Raw genomic sequence first — 20,926 nt, forward strand, 5'->3', positions numbered from 1 at the left:
CAGTGATCGAATGGACGCCATAGAACCTACCAACATGACATCCATTTTCAAAAAGGTGGAGCGGTAGTGCGTATCGCGTTCGTCGGCAAGGGCGGCAGCGGCAAGACCACCCTGTCGGCGCTCTTCTCCCGCCAACTGGCCCGTTCCGGCGCACCGGTGCTGGCCGTGGACGGCGACATCAACCAGCATCTCGCCGAGGCGCTGGGCCACGACGGCGACGACCTGGGTGCCCCTCCGCTGGGCGCGCACATGGCCGACATCAAGGACTACCTGCGCGGCGCCAACCCGCGCATCGCCTCCCGCGAGGCGATGATCAAGACGACCCCGCCGGGCCGCGGCTCACGTCTGCTTCGGCTGCTGGGCGATGACGAACTGCACGCCAGACACGTCCGGCGGGTGGGTGACGTCCCGCTGATGGTGACGGGCGAGTTCGACGAGAGCGATCTCGGCGTGGCCTGCTACCACTCCAAGCTGGGCGGGGTGGAGCTGTACCTCAACCACCTGGTCGACGGCCCCGGCGAGTACGTCGTCGTCGACATGACGGCCGGCGCGGACGCGTTCGCCTCGGGCCTGTTCACCCGCTTCGACCTGACCTTCCTGGTGGCCGAACCCACCCGCAAGGGCGTCTCGGTCTACCGCCAGTACCGGGACCACGCACGGGAGTTCGGGGTCCGGATCGCCGTGATCGGCAACAAGGTGACCGGCGAGGACGACCTCCTCTTCCTCAAGGAACATGTCGGCGACGACCTGTTGACCCACCTGGTCCACTCGTCCTGGGTTCGCGCCGCCGAACAGGGCCGGAATGCAGGTGACTTGGGCAGTCTGGAGCCCCACAACCGGCACGCCCTGACGATCCTGCGCGAGGCCGTCGACTCCCACCCCCGCGACTGGTCGGCGCTCCACCACCACGCGGTCGAGTTCCACTTGCGCAACGCCCGCTCCTGGGCGAACGAGGCGACCGGCCTCGATCTCGCGGCCCAGGTGGACCCGGGCTTCGTACCGGGTCCCGCCTCCCTCGGCTGACCCCCTCCTTTCAGATCACGACAACAGGACAGGAACCCCCCTCACATGTCTCTCGACGTCTCCCCCAAGCTCCTCGCCGAAGCCGAACAGGGCGACATCCGCGAGGAGGACTTCGTGGCCACGGTCCGCACGTCCCTCCCCTACGCCTACGACCTGATCGCCTCCCTGGCCACTGAACTGCGCGACGGCACGGTGGAGTTCACCGACAACCAGACCCCTCCCCCGTCCGAGCGGGAACGCGGCCAACTCCTGCGCGCCCTCGCCAGCGACGCCATCCGCGGCAGCCTGGAACGCCACTTCGGCGTGGCCCTGGCCTTCCAGAACTGCCACCGGGTGGCGGCGTTCCGCCCCGAGTCCCTGGACAGCGAGGCATACGCCCGCTTCACGTCGGTGCGCTCGCAGGTGCTGAACCAGTCGCCGGAGTTCAGGGACTGCTGAGAACCCCGCGAGCGGACTGCCATGCTCGCGCCCACTCGACGCCCGTGGGGTCGAGTGGACGCGGCCGGTCTTCGCAACCGTGGCCGAGGATCACAGCAGGCGAGCGGACGTCGGGAACGGGTGGGCCACGATCTCCGACCCGCCCCCGTCGTCCACCAACGCGAGGCGGTGGCGGACGGCGGGGCGGGGGCTGAGCGGAATCGTCCCGCGCGGCCCCATGTCCGTCGGCACTCCGGCTGTCCCGGATCCCACGGAGGTCCTGGAGGAGGTCCGCGGGTTCTGATCCCAGATGGATCTTCAGCGAGTCGGTACCGGCGATCTGGACCGTCCGCCGACGCGCTCGGCCGATGGTCAGCTCGGTCGTCCCGATGATTCCGACCAGGCGGCTGACCACCTCGCCGTACTCCTCGATGGGGAAGGCACGGATGTGCTGTCCCTGCGCGGCCGAGCTCCGGTCGGTGCGGCCTCGGGCGTCCATGAGGCTGAACTCGATGCTCTCGTCACCCAGGTGCGGGCGTGGATGGATGCGGGCGTGGGCGCCGGAGAGATAGGAGTCAGCGCCCGGTTCAAGAAGTCATGTGTGAAGACGGTGGCCCACCTGAAGGCTGCCGGCCTCCCCTCCATACCGCTGTGTGCCGTCGGCACCGCGGGCGAAGCGGAAGCCGTCCGGGTCGGGACCATGCACTCGTTCAAAGTTCTGGAGTTCCGCTGCGTCGCTGTCGTCGGCGTCAACGGGGACGCACTGCCGTTCCTGAAACCGGTCACGCCTGCCGACATGGACCCCCAGCAGCACGAGGCGAACATGATGTCCGAGCGCTGCCTGCTGTTCGTGGCCTGCACGAGGGCCCGCGACAGTCTGTACGTGTCCTGGTCCGGGAATCCGAGCCCGTTCCTGACAGAGGCGGGTGTGTGAAGCGGCGGGCCCGCCGGGCGACCACTTACCGAATGCTCTGCAAGAGTTGCCCGGTGGCCGTAACGGTCCAGAACGACCATCCATTGCGGTTCGGATTGACGTGCGGGTTGAGGGCCCGTACCAAGGCAACCGCCGCCCCACTGGGTGTCTCGTACTCGCCTCGGCCGGGACCGGAGGGGATCGTCAGGGTGCGGGACGACGGGTCGTAGTAAGCATCCACACGCCGTCCTTCGTAGATCGCGTGGATCTCGACGCCCTGCTCCGTGCGGAGTTCTTGAACTCCCGCTCCGACAAGCGTGGGTGCGGCTGGATCCTCTGCGATCACTTCCTCGTCGGCAGGCAGTTCGTCGGTGTCCGGGTGGGCGGCTTGCCCGGCGTAGGAGGGAAGTCCCAACAACTCGTTGAGGACGTCAGCCAGCAAGTGCCTGCGCCCGGCCAGAAAGTCGGGGAACCGTTCCAGGGACCGCAGCTCGGGATCCTCCGGAATCCACTGTTCGGCCAGGCGCTCACCCGCAATCCCCGCCATGTACTCGGCTGGGAGCTTCGAGGAGATCATCTTGTTCGTCTGACCGGTGACGAAGGCCAGGTTGGCGAGACTGTTCCACTCCTCCTTCGCGTACACCGGCTGGACCCGGGCGCGGGGGAACACGTGGTGGAACTCGATCTTGGCCCCGCTGTTCATCGGCTGGTCACTGATGGCGATGTTGGTCGCCCAGTCCCGCGCCCTGCCCCGCAGCGCGGCGATGTAGAGCAGCTTGAAGAAGGGATGCGTGGAGTACTTCTGCTCCAGATCCCTCGCCTGAAGCGGGCTGTCCACGGACCGGGTGCCGGAGGCGCGTCGGATGAGTTCGGTGAACAGGCCCTCTCCTTCACGCGTCCTGATCAGCCTGGCCTCCGCGTCCAGCTTGCCCTCGACCTGGAGCGAGTAGTGGCTGAAGCCCATCGCTGTGTACACCCACCGGCGCAGCAACTGGGCTTCGCCGGCACGTAGCTTGCCGTCCCGGTGGTGCAGCAGCAGGGCCGGCACGATGGTGACATTCGGCGACGAGAGGATCTCGGAACGGGGGATCGAGCACTCTCCCCGCAGGAAGTCGACGGCGAAGCGCAACGCTCGCTCGGTGGCCTGCCACGCCTCCTTCAGCGCAGCTTCGTCCACGTCCGCGCCGATGAGCTTGATGTGATGAGCGCCGGTTCCCGACAGGAGGCTCATGAGGCGGAGCACGGCCTCCCTGTTCAGAGCGAAGTTGCTGTCCTGGAGCTCTTGGTGGAAGGCGTCCATGGTGTCCAGGCCTTCGGACCAACGGGCAGCGATGGCGCTGTACACGAGATCACCCTTGGACAGCCGCCGACCGCCCTTGTTGAGCCGGGCGAAGAGTTCAGCCACCTCCTCGTAGTCGTCGGACTCGTAGGTGATCACAGCGATCTGGTGATTCCGGATGTTGTTCACCTTTTGCATCCGCTGTGTCCACTCGTGGAAGTGCGGATCGTCGAGCGGTACTCCAGCCTTGAGCAGGACTTGGTAGAACTGCGTGTTCTCCTGCAACAGAGTCGATACGGGGAACAGCAGCGGGTCCTTGCGCTGGACCGCGCTCGGATTGACGAACTCCTCGGTGCGCACGTCGAAACGCAGATCGATGAGACGGCCGTCCGCCTTGGACTCCGGTCGGCAGACCCAGGCAAGGGACGTCAGCCGCTGTTGGCCGTCCAGCAGGTACAGGGGTTGGTGCGTGGACTTGGCGGCCTGGACCACGGCAGCGGTCTTGAAGGGGACCGTCAGGTTGGTCTTCCAGAGCAGCAGAGCGCCTACCGGGTACCCCCGGTAAAGGGAGTCGAAGAGGTCGCGCACATCGGGCCTCATCCAGACGAAGTCCCGCTGGATGGAGGGGATGACGACCCTGCCGTTCAGCAGATCCTCCACCTGGGAAATGATCTTCTCGTTCGCCAGCCCCATGCCGTCCCCAACCTGCGAGTGCTGTAAGAGAGACACGATATCCACTCGTGGAACGGGCCACCGAATTGCTTGGACTCTTCGACGGTCCCTGCACAAAGCAGGCGCGCGGTGGGCGCGGTTACGTGACCGCGCCCACCGCGCCTCCGAGGCTCGCAGGCCGGCTACCGCCGGGCCACCGCCTCGGCGGGAGCCGGCGCGTAGCCCGTCGGACGGGCCGTGAAGGTGCCGCGGCCCTGGGTGCGGCTGCGCAACCTCGTCGCGTAGCCGAAGAGTTCGGCCAGGGGCACGGTCGCCGTGACGACCGCCGAGCCGCCGCGCGTGACCGAGCCCGAGACCCGGCCGCGGCGTGCGGCGAGGTCGCCGAGCACCGCGCCGACGGCGTCCTCGGGGACGGTGACCGTCACCTCGACGACCGGCTCCAGGAGGACCATCGCGCAGGCGCGCAGGGCCTCCCGGAGACCGAACCGGCCCGCCGTGCGGAAGGCCGTGTCCGAGGAGTCCTTCACATGGGTCGACCCGTCGGTGAGCGTGACCCGCAGCCCGGTCACCTGGTGCCCGCCGAGAGGGCCCTCGGCCAGGGCATCCCGGCAGCCGGCCTCGACCGCGCGGGCGTACTCCTGCGGGACGCGCCCGCCGACGACGGCCGAGCGGAACTCGAACCCTTCGGCCGACGGCTCCACGTCGAGCACGACATGCGCGAACTGCCCCGCCCCGCCGTCCTGTTTGACGTGCCGGAAGACCGACCCGGACACCCCGCGTCCGACCGTCTCGCGGTAACTCACCCTCGGACGGCCGACGTTGAGGGTCAGGCCATGCTCGCGCCGCACCTTCTCCACAGCGACCTCCAGATGCAGTTCACCCATGCCCGAGAGCAGGGTCTGACCGGTCTCGACGTCCGTGCGGACACCGAGCGACGGGTCCTCCTCGGCCAGTCGGGCGAGCGCCGAGGCCAACCGGTCGGTGTCGACGGACCGCTCCGCCTCGACCGCCACCGACACGACCGGCTCCGCCACACCAGCCGGTTCGAGCACGAGCGGGGCGTCCGGCGCGCACAGGGTCGAGCCGGCGCGGGCCGACTTCAGCCCGACGACGGCGATGATGTCGCCGGCGACCGCCCGTTCCAACTGGGCGTGCCGGTCGGCCTGTACGCGCAGGATCCGCCCGATGCGCTCGGTGCGCCGCGCGCCCGCGTCCCACACCGTGGCTCCCTTCTCGATCGTTCCCGAGTACACGCGTACGTACGTCAGCCGTCCCGTCGGGGTGGCGTTCACCTTGAACGCCAGTGCCGCGAAGGGCGCCGCCGGGTCGCAGGGCCGCTCCTCGCCGTTCTCACCACGTACGGCGGGCACGTCGAGCGGCGACGGCAGATATGCCACGACGGCGTCCAGCAGCGGTTCGACGCCGCGGTTGCGGTAGGCCGAGCCGCACAGGACGACCACGCCGTCGCCGCTGCGGGTGAGGTCCCGCAGGGCGGCGGTGAGGGTGCCGGCGGAGAGGGTCTCCCGGTCGCAGAACTCCTCCAGGGCAGCCGGGTGGCGTTCGGCGACCGCTTCCTCCAGCAGCCGACGTCGCCGTAGGGCCTCCTCACGCAGACCGTCCGGCACGGGTCCCTCGTCGGCAGTGTTGGTGTCGTCAGCCCAGGTCAGCGCCCGCATCCTCAGCAGATCGACGACTCCGGTGAAGCCGTCCTCGCTGCCGATGGGCAACTGCACGACCAGCGGGGCCGGATGCAGCCGCCGCCGGATCGACTCGACGGCCGTGTCCAGGTCGGCGCCCGCGCGGTCCAGCTTGTTGACGAACGCGATCCTCGGCACACCGTGCCGGTCCGCCTGCCGCCACACCGATTCGCTCTGCGGCTCCACGCCCGCGACCGCGTCGAACACCGCGACCGCCCCGTCCAGCACCCTGAGCGAGCGCTCCACCTCGTCGGCGAAGTCGACGTGCCCCGGGGTGTCGATCAGATTGAGGCGATGTCCGTCCCACGCGCAGCTCACGGCCGCGGCGAAGATGGTGATGCCGCGGTCCCGCTCCTGCGGGTCGAAGTCGGTGACGGTGGTGCCGTCGTGGACCTCGCCACGCTTGTGCGTGGTTCCGGTGGCGAACAGGATCCGCTCGGTGACGGTGGTCTTGCCCGCGTCGACGTGGGCGAGGATCCCGAGATTGCGGACGGCGAGCGGGTTGGGGTTGTTGGTGCGCACGGCCCATGGCCTTTCGGGTGCTGTGATGACAGGGCTGCGCAATGACCCGTACGACGACATGACGGCACGTCACATACGTGTGCTACGGCGGTGCTTGACCGTTCAGACAGTCGTCACGGGTGTCCGGAGCCGGCCGCGCAGCGGGCACCGGAGGGTCGAGGACACGAGGATCACGTCGTACGACGTCCGGGGGACGGCGACAGCTGTGCGCACGCACATGGCCGTACTCCCCTCACTCGTCGTTCCTGGTCATGGCGAGTGTAGGGAGCCGGCCAGTTCGGCGCACGGGGATTTCCGCGATCAGCGGAGCAGCCCCTGGAGTCCGTCGTAGGCGGACATGACGAGGTCCAACCCCCGGGTGTCCTGGGCGGGTTCGCGCATCTGGTTGGTCGCGTACGCCACCACCATGCGGGCGTCGGGGTCGATCATGACGAGGGAGCCGCCCCAGCCGCCCCAGCCGAAGGTGTTGCCGAAGAGGCCGTAGCCCAGGCCGTACCGCTGCGCCATGCCGATCACGCGGTCCTCGCCGCTGAACTGCTCCTCCCGGGCCCGCCCGGCACCCGCCGCCGACAGCAGCCGTACGCCCCGGACCGTGCCTTCGCAGGCGAGCGCGGACTGGACGAGCGCGATGGAGCGGGCATTGCCGAACCCGCTGGCGGCGGGGATCTGGGCACGCCGCCAGGCCACGCTGTTTCCGTCCCGGACGCGCAGGGCGGTCACAGTGGAGGGTGTCTCGTCGGGACCGGGGGTGGCGGCGCCCGCGGTGTAGTCCTCGTCCCGACCGGGCGGGGGGACCGTGAGGGCGACGCGGTGATCGTGTTCGGCGGAGAGTCCGATGTGGAAGTCGGCGTCGAGGGGGCCGGTCACCTCGTCGGCCAGGAACTCACCCACGGTGCGGCCGGTGATCCTGCGCAGGACCTCGCCGACCAGGAATCCCTGGGTGAGCGAGTGGTAGCCGGCCGCGGTGCCGGGCTCCCAGATCGGTGGCTGGGCGGCGAGCCGGGCGGTGGCGGAGGTCCAGTCGTAGATCTCCTCGACCGGGCCCTCCCAGTGGGGCAGTCCCGCGGTGTGCGAGAGCAGATGCCGTACCAGCACCTTCTCCTTGCCGGCGGCGGCGAACTCCTGCCAGTACCGGGCGACCGGGGCGTCCACGTCGAGCTCGCCGCGGTCGGCGAGGATCAGGGCGCACAGTGCCGTCATCGTCTTGGTCGTGGAGAAGACGTTGGTGAGCGTGTCCCGCTCCCACAGGGCCGTCCGGGCTGCGTCGGCGAAGCCGCCCCAGACGTCCACCACCGGTTCACCGTCCACGAAGACGGCCACGGATCCGCCGACATCCCCCTCGTCCAGCAGCGCTGCCAGCTTGTTGGGGACGGCGGAGAACAGATCGTCGTACGTGCCCTGGATGTCGGCCATGCCGGGTATTGAGCCTCTGGCGGGCGGGCCGGGTCAAGCGAATTAAGGCGCGCCGGTCCGGCCGTAACGCGAAAGACCCCACGTGAAGTGGGGTCTTGCTGGTTGGTTGTTGGTGTCCGAGGGGGGACTTGAACCCCCACGCCCGATAAAGGGCACTAGCACCTCAAGCTAGCGCGTCTGCCATTCCGCCACCCGGACCAGGTGTCTGCCGCCTTGACGGGGGTGTTCCCCGCGGCGACATGGACAACAATACCAAGCTTTCGGAGTGCCCTTCACCTGCATATCCGCCCTCCCCGAGTACCTCCGGGAGCCTCGCCAGGCCCCGTGACGACAGTATTCTGTATACTGTTGGCCACCAAATGGCCCCTGTTCGGAGGCGACATGGCAGATCTGGATCCCGCGGTGGTGCTCGGCATGGCAGACCAGACACCCGACGGCATAGTGATCATCGACAGCGAAGGGCTGATCCGCTACTGGAACCGGGGCGCGGAGCGCATCTTCGGATTTCCGGCGGCCGACGTGGCCGGTCGGAGCCTGGACGTCATCATTCCCGAGAGGCACCGCAAGCGGCACCAGGACGGGTTCGAGGCGGCCATGGAGCGGGGGTCCAGCAAGTACGGGGACGCGGATCTGCTGAACGTCCCGGCGCTGGCCGCGGACGGCCGCAAGCTGTCCATCGAGTTCAGCGTGGTGCTGCTGGCGGGCCCCGACGGCAGCAGCTACTGCGGCGCGGTGATCCGGGACGTCACCGCGCGACGCGAGCGGGAGCGGGAGCTGATGCGGCGCCGGGCCGAGACGACGACGGTCTGAGCCCCGCCGGACAGCGCGGAAGGGGCCGTGGCCTTGGGGCCACGGCCGCTTCGCGTCGGCTCTACGTCAGACGATGACCCCGCTCTCCTTCAGTCGGCCGATGGTCTCCTCGTCGTAGCCCAGTTCCACCAGTACCTCGGAGCTGTGCTCGCCCAGCAGCGGGGCGCCGACGACCTCCGGCTTGAAGGAGGAGAACTTCACCGGGCTGCCGACGGTCAGATAGGTGCCGCGGCCCTTCTGCTCGACCTCGACGACCGTGCCGCTGTTGCGCAGGTCCTCGTCGTAGGCGATCTCCTTCATGCTCATCACCGGGGCGCAGGGCACCTCCCACTCCCGCAGGACGTCCACCGCCTCGTACTTGGTCTTGTCCGCGAGCCACTTCTCGATCTCCTCGAAGATCTCGAAGATGTGCGACTGACGGGCTCGCGCGGTGGCGTACTCCGGGTCCTCGGCCCACTCGGGGTGGCCGATCACCTCGGCGGTGCGCTTCCAGTTCTGCTCCTGGACCGTGAAGTAGATGTAGGCGTTCGGGTCGGTCTCCCAGCCCTTGCACTTGAGGACCCAGCCGGGCTGGCCGCCGCCGCCCGCGTTGCCGCCGCGCGGCACCACGTCGGTGAACTCGCCGTTCGGGTACTGCGGGTACTCCTCCAGGTAGCCGACCCGCTCCAGGCGCTGCTGGTCGCGCAGCTTGACGCGGCAGAGGTTGAGCACGGCGTCCTGCATCGAGACGGAGACCTTCTGCCCGCGGCCGGTCCTCCCCCGGTCGATGATCGCGGTGAGGATGCCGATCGCCAGGTGCATACCGGTGTTGGTGTCGCCGATGGCGGCGCCGGAGATGGTGGGAGGACCGTCCCAGAAGCCGGTGGTGGAGGCGGCGCCGCCCGCGCACTGGGCGACGTTCTCGTAGACCTTGAGGTCGTTCCAGGACGACTGGTCGTTGAAGCCCTTCACCGAGCCGAAGATCAGGCGCGGGTTGAGCTCCTGGATGCGCTCCCAGGTGAAGCCCATGCGGTCCAGGGCGCCCGGCGCGAAGTTCTCCACCAGGACGTCGGCGTCCTTGATGAGCTTCTCCAGGACCTCCTTGCCCTCGGCGGTCTTGGTGTTGATGGCGAGGGAGCGCTTGTTGCTGTTGAGCATCGTGAAGTAGAGCGCGTCCAGGTCCTCGATGTCCCTGAGCTGACGGCGCGTCACATCGCCGCCGTTCGGGCGCTCCACCTTCAGGACGTCGGCGCCGAACCAGGCGAGCATCTGCGTGCAGGCGGGACCGGCCTGGACCCCGGTGAAGTCGATCACCTTGATTCCGGCGAGCGGCTTTTCACTCATGTGTGCTTCCTTTTCGTGAAGTTGCGCGGTCTAGGAGGTCTAGGCGGTCACTTCTTGGCCGGCGTGATGTTGCCGACGGTGATGCCCTTGGGGTTGAGGTGCGAGATGTGGCCGCTCTCGGTGCCGGCCGAGGGGTCGATCACGCAGTCGATGAGCGCCGGTCCGCCGGAGGCGAGGGCCTCGGTGAGCGCGGCGGTGACCTCGGCGGGCGTGGTGGCCCGGTAGCCCTTGCCACCGAAAGCCTCGATGAGCAGGTCGTGGCGGGCCGCCGACATCAGGGTCGTGGGCGAGGGCGCGTCGTCGTAGGGGTTGGTGTCGTCGCCGCGGTAGACACCGCCGTTGTTCATGATCACGGTGACGACGGGCAGCTTGTAGCGGCAGATCGTCTCGATCTCGATGCCGCTGAACCCGAAGGCGCTGTCGCCCTCGATGGCCACGACCGGGGCGCCGCTCTCGACGGCGGCGGCGATCGCGTAGCCCATGCCGATGCCCATGACGCCCCAGGTGCCGCTGTCGAGGCGGTGTCGCGGCACGTGCATGTCGATGACATTGCGCGCGATGTCCAGGGCGTTGGCGCCCTCGTTGACGATGTACGTCTCCGGGTGCGCGCGCACGACGTCGCGTACGGCCTTCAGCGCGCCCATGAACTGCATCGGGTGCGGGTCGGCCTCCAGGCGCTTGGCCATCTTGGCGACGTTCTGCGCCGAACGCGCCCCGAGCTCCTCGCGCCAGGCCGAAGGGGCCGTGATCTGGCCGGGCTTGGTGCGTTCGGCAAGTGCGTCGAGCACCGACTCGATGTCACCGACGAGGGGTGCGGAGATGGGCCGGTTGCTGTCCATCTCCTTCGGGTCGATGTCGATCTGGACGAACTTGGCGTCGGGGTTCCACCCCGCCTGGCCATGGCCAAGGAGCCAGTTGAGGCGGGCGCCGATCAGCATCACGACGTCGGCCTTCTTCAGCGCCAGCGAACGGGCGGTGGCCGCGGACTGGGGGTGGTCGTCGGGCAGCAGGCCCTTCGCCATCGACATCGGTACGTACGGAATGCCGGTCGACTCGATGAACTGCCGTACCTTGGCGTCCGCCTGGGCGTACGCGGCGCCCTTGCCCAGCACCACCAGGGGGCGCTCGGCGGAGGCAAGGAGCTCGATCGCCCGTTCCACGGCCTCCGGAGCGGGCAGCTGGCGCGGCGCGGGGTCGACGAGACGGCTCAGCGTCCGGTCGCCCTCCTCCTTGGGCATGATGGCGCCGAGCACCGCCGCGGGGATGTCGAGATAGACACCTCCGGGGCGCCCGGAGATCGCGGTGCGCAGGGCGCGGGCGATGCCCCGGCCGATGTCCTCCACCCGGCTGACCCGGTAGGCGGCCTTCACGAAGGGCTGCGCGGCGGCGAGTTGGTCCATCTCCTCGTAGTCGCCCTGTTTGAGGTCGACGAGGTGGCGCTCGCTGGAGCCGGAGATCTGGACCATCGGGAAGCAGTTGGTGGTCGCGTTGGCCAGGGCGACCAGGCCGTTGAGGAAGCCCGGGGCCGAGACCGTGAGGGCCACGCCGGGTTTCTTGTTGAGGTAGCCGGCGATGGCGGCCGCGTGTCCGGCGTTGCTCTCGTGGCGGAAGCCGATGTAGCGGATGCCCTGCGCCTGGGCGAGACGGGCCAGGTCGGTGATCGGGATGCCGACCACCCCGTAGATGGTGTCGACGTCGTTCATCCTGAGCGCGTCGACGACCAGGTGGTACCCGTCGGTGAGCTCGGTCGGAACGTCGGCTGCTGCCGCGGTCTCCAGTGTCGAGGGGGCGGTCATGGTCCGAGGTCCTCCTTGGGCAGGTCCTGCCGGAGCGGCTACTTCTCTCACCATCCGCAGCGCGCTCGTCCGCGTCCAAGACCCATCGGCGACCAGCCGATAAACGGCGTCTATCGAGGGCTGGTCAGGGGCTTGACACCTGCCGTTGATAGACAGCTGTTATCGGCCGTTCGCCAGCGGGTATTGGACGCGCACCGGGTGCCACCGCACGCTCGCAGTGGATGTTTCGTCGGACCTGTGCGAGGGGGTGGGGTCATGGCCGTTCCGGCCGCGGCATCCGTGCGTGACGCGAACCGGTACCGGCCTTCGGAGGTCGCGGGCCTGGTCGACCTCCTCGACCGGCAGGTACGTGAACGCCCCGACGCCCGGGCCCTCGTGGTGACCGGCGAGCGTGTGCACCTGTCGTACCGGGGGCTCGCGTCCCTGGCCGACGACGTGGCCGGCCGGCTCGGTGGTGCGGGGCTGCGCCCCGGTGACGCGGTCGGCCTGATCTGTGCCAACACGGCGGAGTTCGTCGTCGGGTTGCTCGGCGCGGCGCGGGCCGGGCTGGTGGCGGCTCCGCTGGATCCCGCGCTGCCCGAGTCGCAACTGTCCGCGCGTCTGCTGGCGTTGGGTGCGCGGGCGGTCCTCCTCGATGCGTCCGCGCCCGGTGTCGTCCCGGTTCCGGTGCCGGCCTGGCCGCTGCGGGTGGACGTCTCCCGTGCGGCCATGACTGCGGTGGTGCTCGAACCCGGTGTCTGTGAAGTGCCGCAAGGCTGTGGCGCGGCCGGTGAGTTGTCGGACCGGGACGCCCTCGTGCTGTTCACCGCCGGCACCACCGACCGGGCGAAGATGGTCCCGTTGACGCACGCCAATGTGGCCGCCTCGCTTCGGAACATCTGCGCCACCTATGAATTGGGCCCCGGGGACGCGACGGTCGCGGTGATGCCGTTCTTCCACGGCCACGGGCTGTTCGCCGCGCTGCTGGCGTCCCTGGCGAGCGGGGGCTGTGTGCTGCTGCCCGAGCGGGGGCGGTTCTCGGCGGGCACGTTCTGGGACGACATGCGGGCCGTGGGCGCCACGTGGTTCACGGCGGTGCCGGCGATCCACGAGATCCTTCTGGACCGGTCGGAGCGGGAGTACCCGGGTCCGCAGGCGCCGCCGCTGAAGTTCGTCCGCAGTTGCAGCGCGCCCCTCAATACGGCCACGCAGCGGGCGCTGGAGCGCACGTTCGGCGCGCCGCTGCTGTCCGGGTACGGGATGACCGAGTCCTCGCACCAGGCGACCAGCGAACCGCTGCCGCAGCGGGGAGCGCTCAGGCAGGGGTCGGTGGGCCGGCCGACCGGGGTCGAGGTGCGGGTCGTGGACCGGGGCGGGCGTCCCTGTCCGGTGGGTGTCGAGGGCGAGGTGTGGGTGCAGGGGCCCACGGTCGCCCGGGGCTATCTCGCCGACGGGGACGAGTCGGCGCGGACCTTCGTCGACGGGTGGCTGCGCACCGGTGATCTGGGCGCGCTGGACGAGGACGGGTACCTCTCGCTGACCGGGCGGATCAAGAACCTCATCAACCGGGGTGGGGAGAAGATCTCGCCCGAGCATGTCGAGGACATCCTGGCCGGCTGCCCCGGGGTCGCGGAGGCGGCCGTGTTCGCCGTGCCCGACGGGGTCTACGGGCAGCGGGTCGGCGCGGCCGTGGTGGTGCGCGAGGCCGACGGCGTCGGCCGCGAGGAGATCCTGCGGTACTGCCGTGACCGGCTGGCCCCGTTCGAGGTGCCGGACCGGCTCGAGCTGGTCGCCGCACTGCCGTACACCGCGAAGGGAGGCCTGGACCGGAAGGCGGTACAGGCGCGGTACGCACCCTGACGGGGCAGTCGGGGCAGGGCCCGAGGAGGCCGTCTCGGGGGCGGCGCACCGACGGGGCCGTCTCGGAGGCAGGGCCGACGGGGCAGTCGGGGCAGCGCCCGCCGTGCCCGGCGGGGAGCGGCCTGCCGGAGACAGCGCCCGACGAGGCAGACGGCGCAGCACCCGACCTGCCCGGCGGCAAGCGGCCTGCCGGAGGCAACTCCCGATCAGGCAGGCCTGGGAGCAGCACCCCGACGGGGCAATCGCGACAGGGCCCGCGGTGCCCAACGGGAACGGCTTGTCGGAGGCAGCGCCCTGACAGGCAGTCTTGAGGGCAGCGCCGCGACGGCGGAGCAGGACCCGCCACGCCTGCCGGGGAGCGGCCTGCCGGAGACAGCGCCCGACGAGGCAGACGGCGCAGCACCCGACCTGCCCGGCGGCAAGCGGCCTGCCGGAGGCAACTCCCGATCAGGCAGGCCTGGGAGCAGCACCCCGACGGGGCAATCGCGACAGGGCCCGCGGTGCCCAACGGGAACGGCTTGTCGGAGGCAGCGCCCTGACAGGCAGTCTTGAGGGCAGCGCCGCGACGGCGGAGCAGGACCCGCCACGCCTGCCGGGGAGCGGCCTGCCGGAGACAGCGCCCGACGAGGCAGACGGCGCAGCACCCGACCTGCCCGGCGGCAAGCGGCCTGCCGGAGGCAACTCCCGATCAGGCAGGCCTGGGAGCAGCACCCCGACGGGGCAATCGCGACAGGGCCCGCGGTGCTCGGCAGGGAGCGGCCTGCCGGAGGAGCGCCCCGACCAGGCACGCTTGGGAGCAACGCCCCGACAGGGCAGTCGCGGCAGCGCCCGCGGTGCTCGGCAGGGAGCGGCCGGGAAGGAGTTCGTCCCGGACAGGCCCGCCCGCCGCCGCGCTGCCGTACACCGCGAAACGAGATCCGGACCGGAGAGAAAGCAGCGCCGGCCGGACACCGCACCCCGGCGGAGCTCAGCGCACCCGGTGTTCGGTGGGTAGGGGGCGGGCGAAGAAGTCGTCCAGGGAGAGGCCGGTCGCCGCGTTGACGAACGCGCGGGCGGCGACCGACCCGGGGGTCGCCGCGTGGATCGCGACAGAGACCTGGGCTCCGGCCTCCGGGTCGATCAGCGGGAGGGCTCTCGTCCGGCCGACCACCGGCATCGCGCGCAGCCAGGTGTGGGGCACGATGCTCGCCCAGCCACCGCCGCCCACGTGCGCGTAGAGGGAGGCGATCGAGTCCGTCTCGACCTGCGGGGTCACCACGTACCCCTTCTCCGCGAACACGGTGTCGACGATCTGGCGGATCCGCATGTCCGGCGTCAGCAGCGCGAGCGGCAACTGGGCCGCGTCCGCCCAGGACACGGTGGCGGACTGGGCCACCAGCTGGTCGTCGGAGACCAGGAGCATGTACCGCTCCTGGTAGAGGGGGACGACCTGGAGGCCCTCCTGGTCGTCCGGGTCGAAGTGGGCGATGGCCACGTCGAGTTCGTAGTCGCGCAGCTGGCGATGGAGTTCCTTCGTCGACAGCCGGGAGCGGACCTGGACCTTGGCCAGCGGGTGCGCCGCGCAGAAGGCGGCCACGGGAAGGGCGAGGGTCGTGGACGCGGTGGGGTCGGTGCCGAGCCGCAGGGTCCCCGTGATGCCGGACTGCACGGCGGCCACCTCGGCCTTGAAGGCGTCCTGTTCGGCGAGGATCCGCTTGGCCCACACCACGAGCCGCTCGCCCTCCGGGGTGAGGCCCTGGTAGTTGTGGCCGCGGTTGATCAGCGTGACGTTCAGCTCCCGCTCCAGTTTGGCGATCGCCGCCGAGAGCGCGGGCTGGGAGACGTAGCAGGATTCCGCCGCCCGGGCGAAGTGCCGTTCCCTCGCCACCGCCACGAAGTATTCGAGCTGCCGGAACAGCATGAGCGGCTCCTCCCTGCCCATGGGATCACTGCCTCCATACTGTATGCAGTGTGAAGTGATGTACAGGGAGGAGACCGCACGGGTCAGCGCAGAAGCTTCACCGCGGCCACCACCAGGGGGTCCAGGCCGTCCACCCCGGCATCGACGAACTCGTGGAGCCGCGTGCGCATGCGCGGGTCCCAGAACCTGCCGATGTGCCCCGCGATCGCCTCCGCGGCGTCCTCCCCCGGCAGGTGACCGAGGTTCCTGGCGATGTCGTTGGCCATCCTGCACTCCGCCGGCACGGTCGCGGTCATCTCAGTCCACCACCGTCACGAGGTCGTTCCCGGCGGCTTCGGTCTCGCTCGACCGGCCCGGGCGGGCGAGCGCCACCTGTACGGCAGTCACCTTGTACTCCGGGCAGTTGGTCGCCCAGTCGGAGTTCTCCGTGGTCACCACGTTGGCGCCGGTGACGGGGTGGTGGAACGTGGTGTACACGACCCCGGTCGGCATGCGGTCGGAGAGCTCCGCGCGCAGGGTGGTCCGGCCGACGCGGCTGGCCAGGGTGACCATGTCGCCGTGGTTGATGCCGCGGTCCTCGGCGTCGTGGGGGTGCAGCTCCAGTACGTCCTCGGGGTGCCAGGCGACGTTGCCGGTACGGCGGGTCTGCGCGCCGACGTTGTACTGGCTGAGGATGCGGCCCGTGGTGAGGACCAGCGGGAAGCGCCGGGTGCTGCGTTCGTTGGTCGGCACGTAGGAGGTGACCACGAACTTGCCCTTGCCGCGCACGAATTCGTCCACGTGCATGACGGGCGTGCCCTCCGGGGCCTCCTCGTTGCACGGCCACTGGACGCTGCCGAGCTTGTCGAGGAGGTCGAAGGAGACTCCGGTGAACGTCGGTGTGACCGACGCGATCTCGTCCATGATCTGGCCCGGATGGTCGTACGACATCTCGTAGCCCATGGCCGTGGCGATCTCGCTGACGATCTGCCATTCGTGCTTGCCCGTCTTCGGCTTCATCACCGCGCGCACCCGGTTGATGCGGCGTTCCGCGTTGGTGAAGGTGCCGTCCTTCTCCAGGAAGGACGCCCCGGGCAGGAAGACGTGCGCGAACTTGGCCGTCTCGTTGAGGAACAGGTCCTGGACGACGACGAGTTCCATCGCTTCGAGGGCCGCGGTGACGTGCTTGAGATTGGGGTCGGACTGGGCGATGTCCTCGCCGTGGACGAACAGGCCGCGGAAGGTGCCGTCGATGGCCGCGTCGAACATGTTGGGGATGCGAAGTCCCGGCTCGGCGAGGAGGGTTCCGCCCCAGAGGTTCTCGAAGACGGTCCGGACGGCGTCGTCGGAGACGTGCCGGTAGCCGGGGAGTTCATGGGGGAACGAGCCCATGTCGCAGGAGCCCTGCACGTTGTTCTGGCCGCGCAGCGGGTTCACTCCGACGCCGTCACGGCCGATGTTCCCGCACGCCATCGCGAGGTTGGCCATTCCCATGACCATGGTCGAGCCCTGGCTGTGCTCGGTGACGCCGAGGCCGTAGTAGATGGCGCCGTTGGGCGCTTCGGCGTACAGCCGTGCGGCGGCCCGGAGTTCGGCGGCCGGCACTCCGGTGATCTCCTCGACGGACTCCGGACTGTTCTCCGGGCGGGCGATGAACTCGGCCCAGTCGTCAAAGCCTTCGCACCTTGCGTCGACGAAGGACCGGTCGACCAGGCCCTCGGTGACGACGACGTGCGCCATCGCGTTGACCACGGCGACGTTGGTGCTGGGCCGGAGCTGGAGGTGGTGCCGCGCCTCGATGTGCGGGGAGCGCACGAGGTCGATGCGGCGCGGGTCCACGACGATCAACTGGGCGCCCTCGCGCAGCCGGCGCTTCATCCGGGAGGCGAACACCGGGTGGCCGTCGGTGGGGTTGGCGCCGATCACCATGATGACGTCGGCCTCGGCGACCGAGCGGAAGTCCTGGGTGCCCGCCGACTCGCCGAAGGTCTGCTTGAGGCCGTATCCCGTCGGGGAGTGGCAGACGCGGGCGCAGGTGTCGACGTTGTTGTTGCCGAAGGCCGCGCGGACCATCTTCTGTACGACGTAGACCTCTTCGTTGGTGCACCGCGAGGAGGTGATCCCGCCGATCGCGCTCGCTCCGTGCCGGTCCTGGATCTCGCGCATCCGCCGGGCGACCGTGCCGATCGCCTCGTCCCACTCGACCTCGCGCCAGGGGTCGGTGATCCGGTCGCGGACCATGGGCTTGAGTTGGCGGTCGGGGTGGGTGGCGTAGCCGAAGGCGAAGCGGCCCTTGACGCAGGAGTGGCCCTCGTTGGCGCCGCCGTCCTTGTACGGCACCATACGCACGAGTTCGTCGCCGCGCAGCTCGGCCTTGAAGGAGCAGCCGACCCCGCAGTACGCACAGGTGGTCACCACCGACCGGGTGGGCATGCCCAGTTCGACGACCGAGCGCTCCTGGAGCGTGGACGTCGGGCAGGCCTGGACGCAGGCCCCGCAGGAGACGCACTCGGAGTCCATGAAGGTCTCACCGGCGCCCGGCGAGACCTTGGAGTCGAAGCCGCGGCCCTCGATGGTGAGGGCGAAGGTGCCCTGGACCTCGCCGCAGGCGCGGACGCAGCGGGAGCAGGCGATGCACTTGGAGGGGTCGAAGTCGAAGTACGGGTTGGAGGTGTCCTTCTCGGCGACGAGGTGGTTCTCGCCCTCGTAGCCGTAGCGGACCTGTCGGAGGCCCACCACCCCTGCCATGTCCTGGAGTTCGCAGTCCCCGTTGGCCGGGCAGGTCAGGCAGTCCAGGGGGTGGTCGGAGATGTAGAGCTCCATGACGCCCTGGCGGAGCTTCTCCACCTTCGGTGTCTGGGTGCTCACCTTCATGCCGTCGGCGCACGGGGTGGTGCAGGACGCCGGGGTGCCGCGCCGGCCGTCGATCTCCACCACGCACAGCCGGCAGGAGCCGAACGCCTCCAGGCTGTCGGTGGCGCAGAGTTTGGGTATGTCGACGCCGGCCTGTGCGGCCGCGCGCATCACCGAGGTGCCCTCGGGGACGGTCACCGGCAGGCCGTCCACCTCGACGGACACCGTCGCCGGGCCGGGCCGCTCGGGGGTTCCGAAGTCGGGTTCCTTGAGGAGTGTCATTCCGTGCCCTCCGTCCTCGCGCCCGTCGCCTGTACGGGCTGGATGTCCAGGAGTCGACGGCCGCCGAGGAAGTCGTCGGGGAAGTGGGTGAGGGCGCTGCGCACGGGAAGCGGGGTGAGCCCGCCCATCGCGCACAGCGAGCCCTCGGTCATCAGGTCGCAGAGGTCTTCGAGCAGGGCGAGGTTCTCGTCCCGGTGGGTGCCGCCGACGATCTTGTCGATCACCTCGACGCCGCGCACGGCCCCGACTCGGCACGGTGTGCACTTGCCGCAGGACTCCTCGGCGCAGAACTCCATCGCGAAACGGGCCTGTGCGGCCATGTCGACGCTGTCGTCGAAGACGACCACTCCGCCGTGGCCGACCATCGCCCCGGCCGCCGCGAACGCCTCGTAGTCCATGGGCAGATCGAACATCGACTCCGGCAGGTACGCCCCCAGCGGGCCGCCGACCTGCGCGGTGCGCACCGGGCGTCCGGAGTGGGTCCCGCCGCCGTACTCCTCGATGAGCTCCCGCAGGGTGATGCCGAAGGCGGTCTCCACGATGCCGCCGTGGGCGATGTTGCCGCCGAGCTGGAACACTTGGGTGCCGCGGGAGCGTTCGACGCCGAGCCGCTCGTACGCCGTCGCGCCCTCGGCCAGGACCACGGGCACGGTGGCGAGGGTGAGGACGTTGTTCACCACGGTCGGTTTGCCGAACAGGCCCTCGATCGCCGGGATCGGCGGTTTCGCGCGGACCATGCCGCGCTTGCCCTCCAGGCTCTCCAGCATGGAGGTCTCCTCGCCGCAGATGTACGCGCCGGCGCCGACGCGGACGTGCAGGTCGAAGTCGAGGGCGGAGCCGAGGATGTTCTTGCCGAGCCAGCCGTGCTCGCGGGCGATCCCGATCGCCCGGCGCATCGTGGCCACCGCGTCCGGGTATTCGGAGCGGATGTACAGGTAGCCCTCGCTCGCTCCGACCGCGTGCGCGGCGATCGTCATGCCCTCGATGAGCATGAACGGGTCGCCCTCCATGACCATCCGGTCGGCGAAGGTCCCGCTGTCGCCCTCGTCGGCGTTGCAGCAGACGAACTTCAGCTCGTCGGCGCCGTCCAGCACGGTCTTCCACTTGATGCCGGCCGGGAATCCGGCGCCGCCACGGCCGCGCAGTCCGGACGCGGTGACCTCGGCGACCACGTCCGCGGGGGCGAGCTCCAGGGCGGCGCGCAGTCCCCTGAGGCCGCCGTGCGCTTCGTAGTCCTCGGTCGACAGCGGGTCGGTCACGCCGACTCTGGCGAAGGTGACGCGGTTCTGGCGTGCCAGCCAGGGCAGTTCGTCGACGAGTCCGAGCCGCAGGGGGTGATCGGCGCCGTCGAGCATGCCCGCGGCCAGGAGATCCTCGACGTCCTCCGAGGTCACCGGGCCGTAGCCGACACGCCCTTGGGGGGTCACCACCTCGACCAGGGGCTCCAGCCACAGCATGCCGCGTGATCCATTGCGCACGACGTCGAGGGCGAAGTCCCCGCGGACGGCAGCGTGTTGAAGGGCCTGCGCGACCTCGTCCGCGCCGACGGACCTGGCCGCGGAGTCGCGCGGGACGTACACGGTGGCCGTGGAGTGCGCTGGGTTGTTCATGAGGAGACCGTCCCGTTGAGGATCGAGCCCAGCTTGGCCGGGCCAACTCGTCCGTACAGCCGTCCGTCGGCTTCCACCGACGGCCCGAGCGCGCAATTGCCGAGGCAGAAGACCTGCTCGACGGTGACCGAGCCGTCCGCCGCCGTCTCACCCAGGGGCAGTCCGGACTGGCGCGCGTAGTTCACCAGTTGGTCGGCGCCCAGTGCCTGGCAGGCCTCGGCGCGGCAGATGCGTACGGTGGTACGGCCCGCGGGCTCGCGACGGAAGTCGTGGTAGAAGGTCACCACTCCATGGACGTCCGCCCTGGAGAGGTTGAGCTCCTCGGCGAGTACCGGCACGGCCTCCTGCGGCACATGGCCCAACTCGGCCTGGACGGCGTGCAGTACGGGCAGCAGTGCTCCACGCTCGCCCCGGTGACGGGCCACCACCCTCCGGACCACGCTCTCGACCGTCACGTCACTTCCGCTGGTCGTCATGATCGCTTCGCCTTCCGTCACACGGGTCCCCGGCGAGGGATGCAGGAGACTCCGACCATACTCCATACAGACTTCTGTATACACAACCCTGCCGCACAGCGGGCAGACGGAGAAGTGTGGAC

16 protein-coding genes, 1 tRNA gene and 1 pseudogene are annotated in these 20,926 nt (G+C 69.8%); 5 read left to right on the plus strand and 13 right to left on the minus strand.

Annotation, left to right across the window (positions count from 1 at the left end; genetic code table 11):
* Positions 1-66 precede the first annotated feature (66 nt).
* The gene (locus tag OG841_RS08575) at positions 67-1,023 is read left to right on the plus strand and encodes a nucleotide-binding protein (RefSeq protein WP_328641986.1); all 957 of its coding nucleotides are present in this window, start codon (positions 67-69) and stop codon (positions 1,021-1,023) included.
* A 45-nt stretch (positions 1,024-1,068) separates the two neighbouring features.
* Positions 1,069-1,461 (plus strand): SCO5389 family protein, encoded by a 393-nt coding sequence (locus tag OG841_RS08580; protein ID WP_328641985.1) that lies wholly within the window; start codon positions 1,069-1,071, stop codon positions 1,459-1,461.
* Between the two features lie 90 nt (positions 1,462-1,551).
* On the opposite strand, the gene OG841_RS08585 is transcribed toward OG841_RS08580, so the two are convergent.
* Positions 1,552-1,713 (minus strand): hypothetical protein, encoded by a 162-nt coding sequence (locus OG841_RS08585; RefSeq protein WP_371571058.1) that lies wholly within the window; start codon positions 1,711-1,713, stop codon positions 1,552-1,554.
* A gap of 46 nt (positions 1,714-1,759) precedes the next feature.
* Positions 1,760-1,939: pseudogene (locus OG841_RS08590) on the minus strand (hypothetical protein); the annotation flags it as partial.
* A gap of 42 nt (positions 1,940-1,981) precedes the next feature.
* Between OG841_RS08590 and OG841_RS08595 the strand changes: the two are divergent.
* A complete protein-coding gene (locus OG841_RS08595; RefSeq protein WP_328641984.1) occupies positions 1,982-2,374 on the plus strand; it encodes a 3'-5' exonuclease in 393 nt (130 codons plus the stop codon).
* A gap of 25 nt (positions 2,375-2,399) precedes the next feature.
* Here the strand turns inward: OG841_RS08595 and OG841_RS08600 are convergent, their stop codons facing one another.
* From OG841_RS08600 to OG841_RS08615, 4 genes are all read right to left on the minus strand, one after another.
* Positions 2,400-4,325 (minus strand): GmrSD restriction endonuclease domain-containing protein, encoded by a 1,926-nt coding sequence (locus tag OG841_RS08600; RefSeq protein WP_328641983.1) that lies wholly within the window; start codon positions 4,323-4,325, stop codon positions 2,400-2,402.
* Positions 4,326-4,486: 161 nt separating this feature from the next.
* Complete coding sequence (gene fusA, locus OG841_RS08605) at positions 4,487-6,523, minus strand: elongation factor G (protein WP_328641982.1); 2,037 nt, start codon at positions 6,521-6,523, stop codon at positions 4,487-4,489.
* Positions 6,524-6,823: 300 nt separating this feature from the next.
* Positions 6,824-7,936 (minus strand): serine hydrolase domain-containing protein, encoded by a 1,113-nt coding sequence (locus OG841_RS08610; protein WP_328641981.1) that lies wholly within the window; start codon positions 7,934-7,936, stop codon positions 6,824-6,826.
* Positions 7,937-8,046: 110 nt separating this feature from the next.
* A tRNA-Leu gene (locus OG841_RS08615) sits at positions 8,047-8,134 on the minus strand.
* Between the two features lie 183 nt (positions 8,135-8,317).
* Here OG841_RS08615 and OG841_RS08620 point away from each other — a divergent pair.
* Complete coding sequence (locus tag OG841_RS08620; protein ID WP_328641980.1) at positions 8,318-8,746, plus strand: PAS domain S-box protein; 429 nt, start codon at positions 8,318-8,320, stop codon at positions 8,744-8,746.
* 66 nt (positions 8,747-8,812) lie between these two features.
* On the opposite strand, the gene frc is transcribed toward OG841_RS08620, so the two are convergent.
* Entirely contained in the window at positions 8,813-10,069 is a 1,257-nt protein-coding gene (frc, locus tag OG841_RS08625) for a formyl-CoA transferase (protein WP_328641979.1), read from the minus strand.
* 47 nt (positions 10,070-10,116) lie between these two features.
* Complete coding sequence (oxc, locus tag OG841_RS08630) at positions 10,117-11,865, minus strand: oxalyl-CoA decarboxylase (protein ID WP_328641978.1); 1,749 nt, start codon at positions 11,863-11,865, stop codon at positions 10,117-10,119.
* A gap of 255 nt (positions 11,866-12,120) precedes the next feature.
* Here oxc and OG841_RS08635 point away from each other — a divergent pair, with 255 nt between their 5' ends.
* Positions 12,121-13,704: a FadD7 family fatty acid--CoA ligase gene (locus tag OG841_RS08635; RefSeq protein WP_371564297.1), complete on the plus strand. Its 1,584-nt coding sequence runs from the start codon at positions 12,121-12,123 to the stop codon at positions 13,702-13,704.
* 967 nt (positions 13,705-14,671) lie between these two features.
* Here OG841_RS08635 and OG841_RS08640 read toward each other — a convergent pair.
* The 5 genes from OG841_RS08640 to OG841_RS08660 form a co-directional block, all read right to left on the minus strand.
* Entirely contained in the window at positions 14,672-15,604 is a 933-nt protein-coding gene (locus tag OG841_RS08640) for a LysR family transcriptional regulator (protein ID WP_371570624.1), read from the minus strand.
* Positions 15,605-15,687: 83 nt separating this feature from the next.
* Positions 15,688-15,900, minus strand: coding sequence for a formate dehydrogenase subunit delta (locus tag OG841_RS08645; RefSeq protein ID WP_328641975.1), 213 nt, complete (start codon positions 15,898-15,900; stop codon positions 15,688-15,690).
* 1 nt (position 15,901) lies between these two features.
* Complete coding sequence (gene fdhF, locus OG841_RS08650) at positions 15,902-18,718, minus strand: formate dehydrogenase subunit alpha (protein ID WP_371564299.1); 2,817 nt, start codon at positions 18,716-18,718, stop codon at positions 15,902-15,904.
* On the minus strand, positions 18,715-20,328 hold the full coding sequence (locus tag OG841_RS08655; protein WP_371564301.1) for a formate dehydrogenase beta subunit: 1,614 nt from the start codon (positions 20,326-20,328) through the stop codon (positions 18,715-18,717). The genes fdhF and OG841_RS08655 overlap by 4 nt, the downstream gene beginning before the upstream one ends.
* The gene (locus tag OG841_RS08660; RefSeq protein ID WP_328641972.1) at positions 20,325-20,804 is read right to left on the minus strand and encodes a formate dehydrogenase subunit gamma; all 480 of its coding nucleotides are present in this window, start codon (positions 20,802-20,804) and stop codon (positions 20,325-20,327) included. The genes OG841_RS08655 and OG841_RS08660 overlap by 4 nt, the downstream gene beginning before the upstream one ends.
* Positions 20,805-20,926 lie beyond the last annotated feature (122 nt).

This window comes from Streptomyces canus, assembly GCF_041435015.1.
GTDB classification, from domain to species: domain Bacteria; phylum Actinomycetota; class Actinomycetes; order Streptomycetales; family Streptomycetaceae; genus Streptomyces; species Streptomyces canus_G.